Source organism: Pseudonocardia yuanmonensis (assembly GCF_039542425.1).
GTDB classification, from domain to species: Bacteria; Actinomycetota; Actinomycetes; order Mycobacteriales; family Pseudonocardiaceae; genus Pseudonocardia; species Pseudonocardia yuanmonensis.
Genome location: NZ_BAABIC010000016.1, coordinates 1 through 15,112, shown reverse-complemented (window position 1 = coordinate 15,112; position 15,112 = coordinate 1). Strand labels below are relative to the sequence as shown.

Here is a 15,112-nt window from a genome sequence, read left to right as displayed (position 1 = left end):
CAGTGAGTGTCACGGTCATCTCGCACTCCTTCGATTGGCGGGCTTCACTGTGTGCAACCAACAAGATGGTTGGACTAATCCAATCAAAGTAGTGACGGTAGTCTCGCCGCATGGATCGAGGAGCGCCCGGGCCCGCTGCTGACGCCGCCGGCGCGCTCGAACGAGCCGTGCCGATGTTGGTGCGGTGGTTCACGCGCAGCGACGTCAAGCGCTCGATGCTTGCGGACGCGGAACCGAACCTCTCCTGGACCGATGCCTGGTTGTTGGGCCGGATCACCGATACCGGACCCGTCCGGCTGTCCGAGCTGGCCGACTGGCAGGAGGTCGACCGCTCCACGATGACCACCCAAGTCCGGCGGCTGGAGATCTTGGGACTGGTCGACCGCGACGCCGACCCGCGGGACGGCCGGGCGGTCCTTGTCAGCGCCACGCGCGCAGGGGCTGCGCGCCATCGACGAACGAAGCAGACAGCCCGCTCGCTCTACGAGAAAGTCCTCGCCGATTGGACAGACGACGAGTTGAAGGCCGCCGCGCAGGTAGCGCGCCGACTCGTCGCGACCCTAGAACGCTCAGACCGCCGCCCTGCATGAGCGCTGGGACGACGCACATGACCCTGACCGGCGAGCGCCGCGGCGGAAAGACCCACCCTTGCCTGGTGGAAACGCCGATCGCCCGGTTTGCATGTCCGTGCGTTGTTCAACCAGCGGCGACGCTGGCCCTCCGATTCACAGTGACGTGGCTCGTGCCCTCCTTAGTTACAGCGCGGGGGTCTTCTCCACGCTGCCGTCGCAGAAGGCCGTGGCAGTGGACCGGGGAGGCCGGATGGCGCTGTTCGTGGGCGATGACTGGGTCGAGGACCACCACGACGTGGAGATCCTCGACCAAGACCGGGAAACGGTTGGGCCGGGCCCGGTTGCCCGAGGGCATGGCTGGGATGGCCCGGCTGCACGAGTTGATCGCCGAGCACCTCGACGACGACGCGGTCGACCCGGAGTCCGGGACGCTCGCCGCGGGGGCGGTGGTGGTCGGAATCGAGACCGACCGCGGCCCGTGGGTCACCGCGCTGGCCGCGGCCGGCTACCAGGTTCGCCATCAACCCGATGTCGGTAACCCGTTACTGGGAGCGCCACTCCACCGCGGGGGCGAAGTCCGACCCGGGTGACGCACGTGCTGGCCGAGATCGTGCGCCTTGACCTGGACCACCACCGGCCGGTCGCCGGGGACAGCGCGCAGGTGGAGCGGCTGAAGATGATCGCCCGAACCCGCCAGACGCTGGTCTGGGACCGGACCCGGCACGCCCAGCGGCTGCGGGCGGCGTTGCGCGAGTACTTCCCCGCGGCCCTGGACGCGCTCGCCGCGGAGAAGCTCGAGCTGACCGATCCGGACGCGTTGGAGTTGCTGGAGCGGGCCCCGGACCCGGATCGGGCGGCCCGGCTGTCCCAGTCGAAGATCGTCGGGATCTTGAAGCGGGCCCGTCGTCGTGATGTCGAGGCCCGCGCCGAACGGATCCAGTCGGTGTTGCGGGCTCCGGCGCTGCGCCAGCCGCCCGTGCTGGAGTCGGCCTATGCCACCGTCGCCACCACCCAGATCCGGCTGCTGGTCGGGATCATCGCCCAGCTCCCGGGTCGCGACCACCAGCCACCTTCACCGGACCGAGCGCCCAGCCAGCGCGCGGCGGTTAGAGGTCGAGCTCAGCGTCCGCTGAAGATGTGGCGGGGCTGCGCCCGGTCGGCCGTTCGGCCAGGTCCCGTGTGAAGCGTTCAAGAAGCGCCGCGAGGGTTCGGCGGTCCTCAGCCGGCCAACTGTGAAGGATCTCGTCGAAGACCGCGGCGCCCACCGCGTCCATGTCCCGCCGCACCCGGCGCCCACGGGCGGTGGCGACCAGAAGGACACCGCGCCGGTCGCGAGGATCGGGTCTGCGCTCGAGCACCCCACGCTCCTCAAGACGCTTGACCGGTGGGACGACGGTCGACTTGTCCACGCCCTTGGCCTCGGCGAGCTCCGAGACCCGCATCGGCCCGTGCGCCGCAACGGTGCGCAGCAGATCCACCTCCACCACTGACAGTTCCCGCCCGGACGCACCGAGCAGCCGGCGACGCACGTCGCCGCGGGTCGCCCACCGCACAATCTGTGTCACCCCGGCGAGCACCCGCTTCCCGACCTCTTCCGGCTCGTCCGGCTTCGCCCGCTGCGTCGTCTCCTCGACCATCCCGCGAGCCTACTCACAGTATATGGATGGAACAACCCAACTTTCCATCCCGTTGGGCCAGGTGAAAGGCAAGCGAGATGACGAGAGGACACCACATGAGCGCCACCTACAGCCACGACCAGCGCCCTGCGCGCACTGGCTCGCAGGTACTGCGGGAGTTCGACAGCTACGGGCAGGCTCAGGAGCTGGTCGACCGGCTCGCGGATCGAGGCTTCCCGGTCGGGGTGGTGCGGATCGTCGGTACCGGGATCAGGACCGTCGAGCAGGTCACCGGGCGGCTGACGAAGGGTCGCGCCGCTGCCGCCGGAGCTGCAGGCGGCGCCTGGTTCGGTCTACTGGTGGGCCTGCTGTTCGGCCTGCTCACGCTCGGATCGGAGACCGGGGTGGTGGCAGCTCTCTTCGGTGGCCTCGTGCTCGGTGGGCTCTGGGGCGCGGCATTCGGGTTCGTCGCGCAGTGGGCCAATCACGGGCAACGCGACTTCGCCAGCGTCGAGAACCTCGAGGCGGCCCGCTACGCCGTGGAGGTCGAGTCCGGCTGCCTCGACGAGGCCGCTCGCGTCGCCGGAATTGCCTGATATCCGACCGTCCTGGCGGCGGTCGATGCCGCTGACTGCGGTCGTCCGTTGATCACGGTGGGCTGGGGCGGTCGACGCTGGGCGAATGTCCAGGATGCATCTTCCCAGTCGGCTCAGCCTCCGGTTCCTACCTCCACCCATCGTGGCCGCCTCGTGTGTCAGCGGCGCGATGCCCCCGGCCTGACCTGGCCGGGCCCAAGCTGACGGGAGTACCTCATGGCCGTGCCGGGGTCCGTGTGGGCGGTGACGATCGTCGGGATTGTCGCCCTGCTCGCCTTCGACTACGTCTTCCACGTACGCAAGGCGCATGTCCCCAGCCTGCGCGAGGCGGCCGTCTGGTCGGCCCTCTACGTCGGGATCGCGATCCTGTTCGGTGTCGCCGTCACGGCCTTCGGCGGCGGCACGATGGGCGCCGAGTACTTCGCCGGCTACGTCACCGAGAAGGCGTTGTCGGTCGACAACCTCTTCGTGTTCCTGATCATTATGGCGAGCTTCAAGGTGCCGCGGGCCGACCAGCAGAAGGTCCTGCTGTTCGGCATCGTGTTCTCCCTGATCGCCCGGACCGGGTTCATCTTTCTCGGCGCCGCGCTGATCAACTCGTTCGCCTGGGCCTTCTACCTGTTCGGCCTGATCCTACTGGTCACAGCGATCAACCTGGTCAGGCCCGCCTCGCGGGACGACGGCGGCGAGAACGTCGTGGTCCGGGTCGCCCGGCGGGTCTTCCACACCTCCGAGCGCTACGACCGGGACAAGCTGTTCACCGTGGAGAACGGCAAGCGGGTCATGACCCCGATGCTGCTGGTCATGGTCGCGATCGGCGGGACCGACATCCTGTTCGCGCTCGACTCCATTCCGGCGATCTTCGGGCTGACGCAGAACGTCTACCTGGTCTTCACCGCCACCGCGTTCTCCCTGCTCGGGCTCCGCCAGCTCTACTTCCTCATCGACGGGCTCCTCGACCGGCTGATCTACCTCAGCTACGGCCTCGCCGCGATCCTGGGTTTCATCGGCGTCAAGCTGGTCCTGCATGCCTTGCACGAGAACAACGTTCCGTTCCTCAACGACGGTCAACCCGTCGACGTCGTCGAGATCAGCACCGGGCTGTCCCTCAGTGTGATCGTCGGAGTTCTTGCCATCACCGTGCTCGCCTCGCTGACCAGCGCCAGGGGCAAGGCGCAGAAGGCGGTGTCCGCCGCTCGCCGGCACGCGACCGACTATCTCGACGGGGCGGAGGACCCGGCCCGCCGGGAGGACACCTTCGGCAAGCTCCTCGCCGAGCAAGCGAAGATCCGCGCGCTGCCGGAGAAGTACCGCGCGCGGATCCGCGACGAGCGGGAGCTGATGTCCCTGCTTCACCGCGTTCACGCCGAACACGGCTCCACCTTCGCTCCGTGACGGGGCGGCAACGAAACCATCTTCAACACCGCATGAAGCGGTGCTTTGCAGGACCGAGAGCGAGAACGGGCAAGGCCAGCCGGAGAAGGGAGCATGTTCGTGCAGTCACCCCGAGGGGAGCTCGAGCTCCACGCAGTGCACAGCGTCGTGGGCGTGAGCGACGTCCTCGAGCTGGCCGATCAACTCGATCGGCTCATCAGGCCAACTGGCATGCTGTGGCGGATCGAGGCGATGACGGGACTGCGGCTTGGTGAGCTGGAGGCTTTGCTCGCGGTCTCCGAGGGTGCAGATCATGCACGCGCGGTCGCTCGCGCCACCCGCCAGCCGGAGGCTGCTGCGGCTGCCACCGTGCAGACACTGCTGCAGCGCGCTCTCGTGGGCCGCCATCACCATCCCGCGGCGAGCGGCGCGTCCACAGCGCGGATGCTGCACATCACCGAACGGGGGCGGATCGTCGTGCAACAGGTCGTAGCCATCCGCATCCGGCTGGCCGAGGCGCTGGTCCTGGCACTGGGCGAGCACCGCACACGAGCCATTCGCGTGAGCATCGAGCAACTCGCAGGCGTCCTGGAAGAGCCGGGCGCCACCCGATCTGCCCGGCCCTGAGCTCGAGCGATCGGCCGGGCGAGGAGGTCGATGACGACACACGCCGCCGCGAACACTGCCCTGCCTCGGACGAGGACGGGTCTCCCCTTAGCAGTCGAACACGGAATCCTCGGGCCAGGGCCAACCCGTGGCGAGGGCCGCGTGCGACCGTGTCGGCGGGCGTTGCTCGACCGGCGAAAGGCTGCGACCGACCAGGACCCGGAGCGGCGGTACGGCACACCTGCTCAGGGAGCTGGCCTAGCTGGCCCCTGCTGTGCGGCGGTTTCGATCGGAACCAGCAGCTGGTGGGCGAGGGTCTGGAGCAACTGGGCGCGGAAGGCCTCGGGCGACCAGCCGCGTTCCTCGACCAGGTGCTGCCATGCGGTGACGTGGCTGAGGGTCCAGGCCCAGTCCGCGGCGGCGTCGACGGTCCACGCCGCAGCGAGGGTGCCGTTGTCCTGAACACGGAAGAGGGCGGCGTGCAGGGCGGTGTGAAGCCCGCTGAGCCGCTCGGCGACGGCGTCGTTTTCGTCCCGTCCGGCGCGGAGTAAGTGGACTGCGACGGGGTAGATGCGCGGCAAGTGGTCGCACCAGGCGTGCAGGAGCGCGGTGAACGCCTCCACTGGAGGCAGTCGGCGCGCCTGCTCGACCGCAGCGGTGAAGCCGAGGGAGTCATCGAGGTGTCGCACCAGGGCCGAGAGCAAACTGGCACGGGACGGGAAGTGGAGATACACGCCCTGCCGAGAGACTCCGCTGGCCCGCGCCACCCCGGAGACCGTGACATGCGCGGCACCGCTGGCGGTGAGCAGTTCGACCGCCGAGTAGAGGATCCGCTCACGGGTGGACGACAGGGACGACGTCCCGGAGGCGACCTCTGCCCCGGAGGCGTCTTCTTCAGCGGTTCCGATGGGCGCCTCGCTCATGCGACTCACACTATGCCCCAGTTGACGCCCGTCAATAGCAAGGTTGACAGATGTCTAGTCCCCGGTGACGCTAGACCCGCTTACCTGAAACCCTTGCTTGCTTGCCTGCAACCCCCACTAGACGGAGCGAAGGCATGACTGCTGTCGAGCCGAAACCGACCGCCACCCGCCCGTACCCGACACGTCGGACCGGTAAGGGGTCCACGTTCCTGAAGATGCTGCGCACGACGGACCCCAAGGACATCGCGATCCTCTACCTGGTCACGTCGTTCGGCTTCTTCATGGCCGGCGGGGCGATGGCGCTGCTGATCCGCGCGGAGCTGGCCCGGCCCGGGCAGCAGTTCCTGTCGAGCGAGCAGTACAACCAGCTGTTCACCATGCACGGCACGATCATGCTGCTGCTCTACGCAACACCCATCATCTTCGGCTTCGCGAACTACATCGTCCCGCTGCAGATCGGCGCCCCGGACGTCGCGTTCCCGCGATTGAACGCCTTCTCCTACTGGCTGTTCCTGTTTGGCGGGCTGATCGTGCTGTCCGGGTTCCTCACCCCCGGCGGCGCCGCGGACTTCGGCTGGTTCGCCTACACCCCGCTGTCCGACGCGGTCCGTTCGCCGGGCGCGGGTGCGGATGTATGGATCATGGGCCTGGCGGTCGCCGGTCTGGGCACGATCCTCGGCGCCGTCAACTTCATCACCACGATCGTCTGCATGCGGGCTCCGGGCATGACGATGTTCCGGATGCCGATCTTCACCTGGAACATCTTCATCACCGCGCTGCTGATCCTGATCGCTTTTCCGATCTTGACCGCTGGCCTGTTGGGGCTTGCGGTCGACCGCCACCTCGGCGGGCATGTGTTCGACCCGGCCAACGGCGGGGCGATCCTGTGGCAGCACATGTTCTGGTTCTTCGGCCATCCCGAGGTCTACATCGTGCTGCTGCCGTTCTTCGGGATCATGTCGGAGATCATCCCGGTGTTCGCGCGCAAGCCGATCTTCGGCTACAAGACCCTCGTGTTCGCCACGATCGCCATCGCGATGCTCTCCAGCGCCGTGTGGGCACACCACATGTACGCGACCGGGGCGGTCCTGCTCGCCTTCTTCTCCTTCACGACCTTCCTGATCGCGATCCCGACGGGAATCAAGTTCGTCAACTGGATCGGCACGATGTGGAAGGGCAAGCTCACGTTCGAGACGCCGATGCTGTTCTCGATCGGCTTCCTCGCGACATTCCTCTTCGGCGGCCTGACCGGCGTGCTGCTGGCCTCCCCACCGATCGACTTCCACGTCTCCGACACGTACTTCGTGGTGGCGCACTTCCACTACGTGCTGTTCGGTTCGATCGTGTTCGGCGTCTACGGAGGCATCTACTTCTGGTTCCCGAAGATGACCGGCCGGATGCTCGACGAGCGGCTCGGTAGGCTGCACTTCTGGCTGACCTTCATCGGCTTCCACACCACCTTCCTGGTCCAGCACTGGCTGGGAAACGAGGGCATGCCACGCAGGTACGTCGACTACCTCGACACCGACGGTTTCACCACGCTCAACATGATCAGCTCGGTCGGATCGTTCGTGCTCGGCGCGTCCGTGCTGCCGTTCATCTGGAACGTGTTCCGCAGCTACCGCTACGGCCGCGTGGTCACGGTCGACGACCCGTGGGGCCACGGCAACTCGCTCGAGTGGGCCACCAGCTGCCCGCCGCCGCGGCACAACTTCACCGAGCTGCCCCGGATCCGCTCCGAGCGCCCGGCCTTCGAGCTGCACTACCCGCACCTGGTGGAGCGGGCCCGCGCCGAGGCGCACGTCGGCGGGCACCCGGCGCCGTCCGAGGTCGCGGCCCAGGGCGTCTCGCGGGAGACCCAGCCCGACGACGACCCCCGTTCGCGATGACCCGGCACACCGGGCGGCGGCCAGGGCGCGACACAGCCCTCGATGCCCACAGGGCGCGTCCACTGACCCGACGGGAACGATCCATACTCGCCCACCTCGAGCATCAACTGCACGGCCCGGACTGATGTCTGCCATCGGACCCGGCCCACCACGGAAACACCGGAGAACGGCAGGTTGCCGCCCCCGAGCCGGGCGAGCGCCGGCTGGCCCGGATCGCCGGGGGGCTCGGCGTCCTGATCTTGTGTGGAATCGTCGCCGAGGCCACGCTGGTGGGCGGGGTGGCTCTGGGCTTTGGTGTCGCCCTCGCCTTCTTGTGCTTTCGATCGCCTTCGTCACCGTCGTCCGGCGCTCCCGGCGTCCCACCGGATAGGCCGACACGCCCAGCCGCAGGTCCGCTGGGCGCCGAAGGAGAGCAGCCGGGCTCGGGGAACTCCTGCGCCGGGCGTGGCCCCGTCCCTGAGAAAGCGTCGAATGGTCGAAGGCACCATTTGTACTGAAGTAGCGATCCTCGTGGCGCTCGTGAGCATCATCGGTACGGGCAACATGGGACAGGCCATCGCTGGCGTCGTCGCCAAGGGGGCAATGCCGTCGAGCAGCTCGGCAGGCCCGACACCGACAAGCCATCAGCGGCGAGATCGTCGTCCTCGCCGTGCCCTACGGCGCGATCGCCGAGATCGTTGTAGACCAACTGGACGGACAAGGGACTGTCCCGATCGAACTCCGCCCACCGCGCCCGCAGGATCGTCGGGGCCTCGGCGAGCATCGCAGGATTCCCGCCCAGCTCCCACGACCGGTCTCGCTCGGCATGCTCCTCATCCATACCCTCAGCCTTCTGCGAGCTTCACCGGGTTCTCCTGCCCGCGGCCGCACACGTCGGGAGCTCAACGGAAGTCCGCCTCCCGCTGCCCCCTTCGACAGCACCTGGTGACGCATGCCGGAGGCGTTAGGCAAGGTCGTCCCAAGGTCGTCCCGAGCCGTCATGTCGGGCGCTCGCGGCCGACGAGGGCCACGATGCCGCCATGACGACGTCGACGGTGCTGTCCGGGCTGGATCAGGTGCACGTCTGGCAGGAGGAGTTCTACAAGAACCTGCACGCCCATCCGGAGTTGTCATATCAGGAACGGCGCACAGCGGAGCGGGTGAGCAAGCGGCTGCGGCAGGCCTGCTACGAGGTACACGACGGTCTGGGCGGCACCGGCGTGGTGGGTGTGTTGGGCAACGGCACCACCGGGCCGACGGTGCTGTTGCGCGCCGACATGGACGCGCTCCCGGTGCGGGAGGACACCTCGCTGCCCTACGCCAGCACCGTCACCACGACCGACGCTGCGGGCGACCAGGTGCCCGTGGCCCACGCGTGCGGTCACGACGTGCACGTAAGCTGCCTGCTCGGCGCCGCCCAGCTGCTCGCCGACGGTCGCGAGTCCTGGCACGGAACGCTGGTGGCGTTGTTCCAGCCGGCCGAGGAGACCGGCGACGGAGCCCGCAGCATGCTCGACGACGGGCTCGCCTCGCGGATCCCGACCCCGGACGTGGCGCTGGCCCAGCACGTGCTGCCACTACCGGCCGGGCAGGTGGGCACCCTGGCCGGCCCGGTGCTCTCCGCCGCGGACAGCATGCGGATCACCGTTCACAGACGCGGCGCGCACGGGTCGATGCCCCACGCCGCGGTCGATCCCGTGGTGCTCGCGGCCATGATCGTGATCCGGCTGCAGACGATCGTCTCGCGGGAGACCCCGCCCGGGGAGACTGCGGTGCTGACCGTGGGCTCCCTGCGGGCAGGCAGCAAGAGCAACGTCATCCCGGACCGTGCCGTGATCAAGCTCAACGTCCGCACCTACAGCGACGCCACCCGGGCCACGATTCTGGACGCGATACTCCGCATCGTGGCCGCCGAATGCCAGGCCTCGGACTGCCCACGCGAACCGGAGTTCGAGCTGTTCGACCGGTTCCCGCTCACCACGAACGACGCGGCCGTGACAGACCGGGCGGCCGCCGCGTTCGCCGAGTTCTTCGGCGACCGCGCCGGACCTCTGGAGCAGCAGACTGCCAGCGAGGACTTCAGCGACATTCCTGCGGCCCTGGGCGTTCCCTATACCTACTGGGGCATCGGGGGTGTCGACCCGCAGACCTACCGGCGGGCGCAGGAGGCGGGCCGGGTGGCCCAGGACATCCCGGTGAACCACTCCCCCGGCTTCGCCCCGGTCATCCAGCCCACCCTCGACACCGGCACCCAAGCCCTCGTCGTCGCCGCAATGGCTTGGCTGGGGCGCTGACTCACCCATCGTCCTGGTCGTCGTCCCGGGGGCTGGCGGGGTGGTCGTCGGGGTGGTCGCCGCCGGGCGGGCCGGGCGCGTTGAGCCGGAACCGGACTCCGATCATCCGGACGGCGAAGCAAATCGCGGCGGCGCCGAGCGCCGTGGGCAGCCCGTAGGTCCCGGTACGCACGGCAGCGGCGGTCAGCGCGGCCGCGAGGAGCGCCGGGATCGCGTACAGGTCCGAGTGCAGCACCGAGGGGATCTGCCGGACCAGGGTGTCGCGGATCGTGCCGCCGCCCACCGCGGTGATCACCCCGAGCAGGATCGCCGGCCCGATCCCGAGGCCAAACTCGAATGCCTTGGCGGCGCCGATCACCGCGAACACGCTCAACCCGACCGCGTCCAACACGACGATCGGCGTCTCCAGCCGTTCCAGCCGCCGACTCAGCGCGAATGCGACGAGCCCGCCGCCCAGGGCCAGGGCCAGGTAGCGCCAGTCGCTGAAGGCGGCCGGCGGGACCGCTCCGATCAGTACGTCACGCGTGATTCCCCCGCCCAGTGCCGTAATCACTGCGAGCGCGAGGACACCGACGATGTCGAGCCGGGCCGCCCGCACGGCGGTCAGCGCGCCGTTCAGGCCGAACACGAACGTGCCGGTCAGATCCAGCGCGAGCAACAGCGGTGGCTCCGGCGGCGTCACGCCGTCTTCCTAACAGCACCTCCGCGCCCTCGCTGACCCGTGCGCGACCGCCCGAGCGTGGCCCCGGCTCGCGCTGCGATGCGGAAGTAGGCACGGCCGCGGGTCCTGTGGGGGTGGGCCTGGGACAGGAGACCTGTCCCGTCCATCGAGCACCTCGATGGTGAAGCTGATGTCCGCCGTTTCGCAGCCGTTCTCGCCTGCCTGACGTTCCTGCCCGCCGCCCTGCTGCTATCCGGGCGGCCGCGTTCTGGTCCGTCCGTCCACGCCTGGGCACCGGGGAGGCGTCGGGCGGGCTGTGGGCACGAGTCTCGGATGCCGTCGGCCGTCGACCTGGGCGACTGTGGATCACTACTGCCGTCGCGCTCGGCGCACTTCCCGCGTTCGCCGCAGTTCCAGGCTTCCGGGGTCGCGCAGTCAGACTTCTACTTCGTGGACAAGTCCGCGGTCGACTTCGTGCAGGGCCAGGCCACGCTGAGCCGGCGCTTCCCCGGCGGCACTGGCTCGTCGGCCATCGTCCTCATCGACGCGGGCTCCAGGATCGCGTGATCGACACCGCGCCGTACCAGGGATCGTATCCGTCGAACGCGAGTCGGGGCAGGTCATGGACGGGCGGGTGCAGCTCGACGCCGTACTCGCCGATCCGGCCGACAGCGAGGCCGCCGTTGCGACGGTCGCTGGGCTGCGCCAGGCTCTCGCCGCCATTCCTGACGGGGGCGCGCTGGTCGGGCCCCGCTCGACAGCGACCGGTTCGCCGCAGCGGACACGGGGCCAGCTCGGACCGCTGCGCTTCACCCTGCGTGCTCGGGATGTCCGTCGACGGGTTCAGAGCTGCCGTTCTGCGTCGTGAGCGGCCCGCCCGAGGGGGTCGAGCGCTCCAGGAACCGCAGCAGCTCGACGGGGAAGGGCAGGACCAGCGTGGAGTTCTTCTCCGCGGCCACCTCGACGACGGTCTGCAGCAGCCGCAGCTGCAGCGCGGCGGGATTGGCGGCCATCACCTGGGCCGCCTCGGCGAGCTGCTGCGACGCCTGCAGCTCGCCCTCGGCCGTGATCACCCGGGACCGGCGCTCGCGCTCGGCCTCGGCCTGCCGCGACATCGACCGCTTCATCGACTCCGGCAGCACCACGTCCTTGATCTCCACGCGGTCGATGTGCACGCCCCAGCCGACCGCCGGGTTGTCGATCATCAGCTCGAGGCCCTGGTTGAGCCGCTCGCGGTTGGACAGCAGGTCGTCGAGCTCGCTCTTGCCGATGATCGAGCGCAGCGAGGCCTGCGCCACCTGCAGGATCGCCGAGCCGTAGTCCTGGACGTCGACGGCCACCCGCACCGGGTCGACCACCCGGTAGTAGACGACGGCGTCGACCCGGACGGTGACGTTGTCGCTGGTGATCCCGTCCTGGGCCGGGATGGGCAGGGTCACGACCTGCATGCTGACCTTCTGCATGCGGTCCGCGACCGGCGCTAGCAGGGCAAGCCCCGGCCCCGTCGTTCCCGGTCGGACACGGCCGAACCGGAAGACGACCCCGCGCTCGTACTCCTGTACGACGCGGAGGCTGGTGCCGGCGACGAGCAGGACAAGGCCAGCTGCCGCGATCAGTATCCACAGCAGAGTCATCGCTGGTCCCAGCTCGTGCTGTCCGGGTAACGCCAGGCCAACCAGATCAGGCCGGACGTGGCCATGGCGGCCACTGCACCGATCGGCGTACCGAGGGCGACGAGCAGCAACCCGACGGACAGGGCGCTCAGCAAGGCGATTCGCGCCCCACGACGGTATGGCTGTGTGCGCTGGGCACGCTCGTGTTGCTCGAACGCCCGAGCCAGCTTCGCATCCTGGGCGAGCTCGCGCTCGACATCACGCAGGACCCGCCAGTCGTCGTCGTCGACCATGTCCCCACCTCCCGGAACGGACATTTTGTATCGTAACACGATAGAATCACCGTGTGGGAGCCGTCGCGTGGTCTGATTCTGGGGTGACGACCGACGCCGAGGGTTCCGCTCCGGCCGAGCTGCCGCAGGCAGCGGGGCAGGGGCCGGCGAGCGGACTGACGAAGCAGGACTTCGAAGCCCTGGCCCGCTTCCGCTTCGGCATCCGCCGGTACCTGCGCTTCAGCGAGGAGACCGTGCGCGATCATGGACTGACGCCCCAGCAGTACCAACTGCTACTCGCCCTCAAGGGCTTTCCCGGGCGGGAGTGGGCCACGGTCGGCGAGCTGGCGGAGCGGCTGCAGCTGCGCCATCACAGCACGGTCGAGTTGATCAATCGCGCTCAGGCCCAGCGGCTGGTGACCCGTAGCCAGGATCCCGAGGACGCGCGCGTGGTGCGGGTGGAACTGACCGGCGTCGGTCAGGAGGTCCTCGGTCGGCTCAGCTGGCTGCACCGGCTCGAGCTCGACCGGATGGGCACTGTGCTCTCGGTGCCGAACTGGCAGAACCAGCAGTAGCGCGGATCGCCGGGCAGTCGGTTCCCACCCCGGTGCGCAGCCCAGGCCGGGTCACCGGTCAGGATGCAGGGGCCGGCAAACGCGGCATAGCGGGTGGAAGGGTACGGACGGTACGGCATGCACGAGGCACTGGAATCGATCTACGAGCGGGTGTTGTCCCGCAACCCCGGCGAGACGGAGTTCCACCAGGCCGTCCGTGAGGTGCTCGACAGCATCGGCCCGGCGGTGGACAAGCACCCCGAGTACGCCGACGCCAGGATCGTCGAGCGAATCTGCGAGCCGGAGCGGCAGATCATCTTCCGGGTGCCGTGGGAGGACGACGACGGCCGAATCCACATCAACCGCGGGTTCCGGGTCGAGTTCAACAGCGCGCTGGGCCCGTACAAGGGCGGGCTGCGGTTTCATCCGTCCGTGCTGCTGGGCACGGTGAAGTTCCTCGGCTTCGAGCAGGTGTTCAAGAACGCGCTGACCGGGCTGCCGATCGGCGGCGGGAAGGGCGGCTCGGACTTCGACCCGCGCGGCCGCTCGGACCGCGAGGTCATGCGGTTCTGCCAGAGCTTCATGCTCGAGCTCTACCGCCACATCGGCGAGTACACCGACGTGCCGGCCGGTGACATGGGCGTGGGCGGGCGCGAGCTCGGCTACCTGTTCGGTCAGTACAAGCGCATCACCAACCGCTACGAGTCCGGGGTACTGACGGGCAAGGGCCTGATCTACGGCGGCGCCCAGGTGCGCCGGGAGGCCACCGGATACGGCAGCGCGTTCTTCGTCGAGCAGATGCTGCGGGTTCGCGGCCAGTCCTTCGAGGGCAAGGACGTCGTGGTCTCCGGCTCGGGCAACGTCGCGATCTACACCATCGAGAAGGTCCACGAGCTCGGCGGGCGGGTCGTGGCCTGTTCCGACTCGTGCGGGTTCGTCCACGACCGGAACGGCGTCGACCTGGAGCTGCTCAAGGACGTCAAGGAGGTGCGCCGGGAGCGGATCAGCGCCTACGCCGACAAGGCGTCGAGCGCCACCTTCGTCGGGGGCGGCTCGATCTGGGAGGTGCCGTGTCAGGTGGCGCTGCCCTCGGCCACCCAGAACGAGCTCGACGCCACCGGGGCGGCCGCGCTGGTGCGCAACGGCTGCCTGGCCGTCGGCGAGGGCGCCAACATGCCCACCACGCCCGACGCGGTGCGGGTGCTTCAGGAGGCCGGGGTCGCGTTCGGCCCGGGCAAAGCCGCCAACGCGGGCGGGGTGGCCGCCTCGGCACTGGAGATGCAGCAGAACGCCTCCCGGGACTCCTGGACCTTCGAGCACTCCGAGGCCCGGCTGCGCGACATCATGATCGATATTCATGCGCGGTGCCATCGGACCGCGGAGGAGTACGGAGCCCCCGGGAACTACGTCGCCGGGGCGAACATCGCCGGCTACGCCCGGGTGGCCGAGGCGATGCTCGCCCTGGGCCTGATCTGAGCGCCGACTCCTCCGATCACCGCTCCCGTGGCGGGCTGGCGGGGACGGGCTCGAGGAGCTCGCGGGCGACAGCAGCCCCGAGCGCGTTGGCCGTATCCATCGCGCCATCGGCCAGGGGTGCGGTGGCGGACGCACGCAGCAGTGCGCCGTCGCTCACCTCCCCGATCCCCACGACCGCGCGCAGCGACAGCCGCTCCACCACGCGGCCGGCGTCGTCGAGGTCCTCGACGACGTCCGCGTGCGCGGCCACCGGTGCGCTGCAGCCGGCCTCGAGGGCGGCGAGCACCGCGCGCTCGGCGGTGACCGCGGCGCGCACGCCCGCGTCGTCGAGCGTCGCGGCGAGGAACCGGGCCAGCTCCTCGTCCTCCGCCCGGCACTCGATCGCCAGTGCGCCCTGTGCGGGGGCGGGCAGCATCTGCAGGGGGTCGAGTAGCTCGCTGGCCTCCCCCACGCGACCGAGCCTGCGCAACCCCGCGGCGGCGACGACGACGCCGTCGAGCTCACCCGAGGCCACCTTGCCGATCCGGGTGTCCACGTTGCCCCGGATCGGGACGACCTCGAGCCCCAGCCCGAGCGCGTGCAGCTGCACGGCCCGCCGCGGCGAGCCGGTGCCGATCCGCGACCCGGCGGACAGCTCGCCGAGCACCCGGCCCTCCCGGGCCACCAGCGCGTCGCGCGGGTCCTCGC

Annotated in this window: 17 protein-coding genes; 11 read left to right on the top strand and 6 right to left on the bottom strand. The window is 69.4% G+C overall.

Annotated elements, in window-relative coordinates; all coding sequences use genetic code 11:
• The first annotated feature begins 110 nt into the window (after positions 1–110).
• The 3 genes from ABD990_RS22265 (at position 111) to ABD990_RS22255 (ending at position 1,755) form a co-directional block, all read left to right on the top strand.
• Positions 111–590, top strand: coding sequence for a MarR family winged helix-turn-helix transcriptional regulator (locus ABD990_RS22265; RefSeq protein WP_345382666.1), 480 nt, complete (start codon positions 111–113; stop codon positions 588–590).
• 344 nt (positions 591–934) lie between these two features.
• On the top strand, positions 935–1,162 hold the full coding sequence (locus ABD990_RS22260; RefSeq protein ID WP_345382665.1) for a hypothetical protein: 228 nt from the start codon (positions 935–937) through the stop codon (positions 1,160–1,162).
• Positions 1,163–1,167: 5 nt separating this feature from the next.
• Complete coding sequence (locus ABD990_RS22255) at positions 1,168–1,755, top strand: IS110 family transposase (RefSeq protein WP_345382664.1); 588 nt, start codon at positions 1,168–1,170, stop codon at positions 1,753–1,755.
• Here the strand turns inward: ABD990_RS22255 and ABD990_RS22250 are convergent.
• Complete coding sequence (locus ABD990_RS22250; RefSeq protein WP_345382663.1) at positions 1,679–2,209, bottom strand: MarR family winged helix-turn-helix transcriptional regulator; 531 nt, start codon at positions 2,207–2,209, stop codon at positions 1,679–1,681. The genes ABD990_RS22255 and ABD990_RS22250 overlap by 77 nt on opposite strands.
• Before the next feature lie 95 nt (positions 2,210–2,304).
• Between ABD990_RS22250 and ABD990_RS22245 the strand changes: the two genes are divergently transcribed.
• The 3 genes from ABD990_RS22245 to ABD990_RS22235 all read left to right on the top strand — a co-directional run bounded on the left by ABD990_RS22245 (position 2,305) and on the right by ABD990_RS22235 (position 4,785).
• A complete protein-coding gene (locus tag ABD990_RS22245) occupies positions 2,305–2,784 on the top strand; it encodes a general stress protein (protein WP_345382662.1) in 480 nt (159 codons plus the stop codon).
• A gap of 216 nt (positions 2,785–3,000) precedes the next feature.
• The gene (locus tag ABD990_RS22240; protein ID WP_345382661.1) at positions 3,001–4,179 is read left to right on the top strand and encodes a TerC family protein; all 1,179 of its coding nucleotides are present in this window, start codon (positions 3,001–3,003) and stop codon (positions 4,177–4,179) included.
• 153 nt (positions 4,180–4,332) lie between these two features.
• Entirely contained in the window at positions 4,333–4,785 is a 453-nt protein-coding gene (locus ABD990_RS22235) for a hypothetical protein (RefSeq protein WP_345382660.1), read from the top strand.
• Between the two features lie 224 nt (positions 4,786–5,009).
• On the opposite strand, the gene ABD990_RS22230 is transcribed toward ABD990_RS22235, so the two are convergent.
• Positions 5,010–5,687, bottom strand: a complete 678-nt coding sequence (locus ABD990_RS22230) for a TetR/AcrR family transcriptional regulator (protein WP_345382659.1) — start codon at positions 5,685–5,687, stop codon at positions 5,010–5,012.
• 134 nt (positions 5,688–5,821) lie between these two features.
• Between ABD990_RS22230 and ctaD the strand changes: the two genes are divergently transcribed.
• The gene (gene ctaD, locus ABD990_RS22225; RefSeq protein WP_345382658.1) at positions 5,822–7,576 is read left to right on the top strand and encodes an aa3-type cytochrome oxidase subunit I; all 1,755 of its coding nucleotides are present in this window, start codon (positions 5,822–5,824) and stop codon (positions 7,574–7,576) included.
• A gap of 1,019 nt (positions 7,577–8,595) precedes the next feature.
• Positions 8,596–9,849, top strand: coding sequence for an amidohydrolase (locus tag ABD990_RS22220; protein ID WP_345382657.1), 1,254 nt, complete (start codon positions 8,596–8,598; stop codon positions 9,847–9,849).
• Between the two features lies 1 nt (position 9,850).
• Here ABD990_RS22220 and ABD990_RS22215 read toward each other — a convergent pair whose 3' ends face one another.
• A complete protein-coding gene (locus tag ABD990_RS22215) occupies positions 9,851–10,531 on the bottom strand; it encodes a trimeric intracellular cation channel family protein (protein WP_345382656.1) in 681 nt (226 codons plus the stop codon).
• A 312-nt stretch (positions 10,532–10,843) separates the two neighbouring features.
• Here ABD990_RS22215 and ABD990_RS22210 point away from each other — a divergent pair, with 312 nt between their 5' ends.
• A complete protein-coding gene (locus ABD990_RS22210; protein WP_345382655.1) occupies positions 10,844–11,077 on the top strand; it encodes a hypothetical protein in 234 nt (77 codons plus the stop codon).
• Positions 11,078–11,319: 242 nt separating this feature from the next.
• Here the strand turns inward: ABD990_RS22210 and ABD990_RS22205 are convergent, their stop codons facing one another.
• Both ABD990_RS22205 and ABD990_RS22200 read right to left on the bottom strand, forming a co-directional pair.
• Positions 11,320–12,144, bottom strand: coding sequence for a slipin family protein (locus tag ABD990_RS22205; protein WP_345382654.1), 825 nt, complete (start codon positions 12,142–12,144; stop codon positions 11,320–11,322).
• On the bottom strand, positions 12,141–12,416 hold the full coding sequence (locus ABD990_RS22200) for a DUF3040 domain-containing protein (RefSeq protein ID WP_345382653.1): 276 nt from the start codon (positions 12,414–12,416) through the stop codon (positions 12,141–12,143). The genes ABD990_RS22205 and ABD990_RS22200 overlap by 4 nt, the downstream gene beginning before the upstream one ends.
• Before the next feature lie 83 nt (positions 12,417–12,499).
• On the opposite strand from ABD990_RS22200, the gene ABD990_RS22195 reads away from it, so the two are divergent.
• Together ABD990_RS22195 and gdhA are read left to right on the top strand one after the other, a co-directional pair.
• Positions 12,500–12,970: a MarR family winged helix-turn-helix transcriptional regulator gene (locus ABD990_RS22195; RefSeq protein ID WP_345382652.1), complete on the top strand. Its 471-nt coding sequence runs from the start codon at positions 12,500–12,502 to the stop codon at positions 12,968–12,970.
• A gap of 117 nt (positions 12,971–13,087) precedes the next feature.
• A complete protein-coding gene (gene gdhA, locus ABD990_RS22190) occupies positions 13,088–14,425 on the top strand; it encodes an NADP-specific glutamate dehydrogenase (protein WP_345382651.1) in 1,338 nt (445 codons plus the stop codon).
• Positions 14,426–14,441: 16 nt separating this feature from the next.
• Here the strand turns inward: gdhA and ABD990_RS22185 are convergent.
• The coding region (locus ABD990_RS22185; RefSeq protein WP_425569638.1) for a hydroxymethylbilane synthase at positions 14,442–15,112 on the bottom strand (671 nt) is incomplete at its 5' end.

Coding starts and splice junctions, on each gene's coding strand:
- ABD990_RS22265 (WP_345382666.1), top strand. CDS start 111: ATGGATCGAGGAGCGCCCGGGCCCGCTGCTGACGCCGCCGGCGCGCTC.
- ABD990_RS22260 (WP_345382665.1), top strand. CDS start 935: ATGGCCCGGCTGCACGAGTTGATCGCCGAGCACCTCGACGACGACGCG.
- ABD990_RS22250 (WP_345382663.1), bottom strand. CDS start 2,209: ATGGTCGAGGAGACGACGCAGCGGGCGAAGCCGGACGAGCCGGAAGAG.
- ABD990_RS22245 (WP_345382662.1), top strand. CDS start 2,305: ATGAGCGCCACCTACAGCCACGACCAGCGCCCTGCGCGCACTGGCTCG.
- ABD990_RS22240 (WP_345382661.1), top strand. CDS start 3,001: ATGGCCGTGCCGGGGTCCGTGTGGGCGGTGACGATCGTCGGGATTGTC.
- ABD990_RS22230 (WP_345382659.1), bottom strand. CDS start 5,687: ATGAGCGAGGCGCCCATCGGAACCGCTGAAGAAGACGCCTCCGGGGCA.
- ctaD (WP_345382658.1), top strand. CDS start 5,822: ATGACTGCTGTCGAGCCGAAACCGACCGCCACCCGCCCGTACCCGACA.
- ABD990_RS22220 (WP_345382657.1), top strand. CDS start 8,596: ATGACGACGTCGACGGTGCTGTCCGGGCTGGATCAGGTGCACGTCTGG.
- ABD990_RS22210 (WP_345382655.1), top strand. CDS start 10,844: ATGCCGTCGGCCGTCGACCTGGGCGACTGTGGATCACTACTGCCGTCG.
- ABD990_RS22205 (WP_345382654.1), bottom strand. CDS start 12,144: ATGACTCTGCTGTGGATACTGATCGCGGCAGCTGGCCTTGTCCTGCTC.
- ABD990_RS22200 (WP_345382653.1), bottom strand. CDS start 12,416: ATGGTCGACGACGACGACTGGCGGGTCCTGCGTGATGTCGAGCGCGAG.
- gdhA (WP_345382651.1), top strand. CDS start 13,088: ATGCACGAGGCACTGGAATCGATCTACGAGCGGGTGTTGTCCCGCAAC.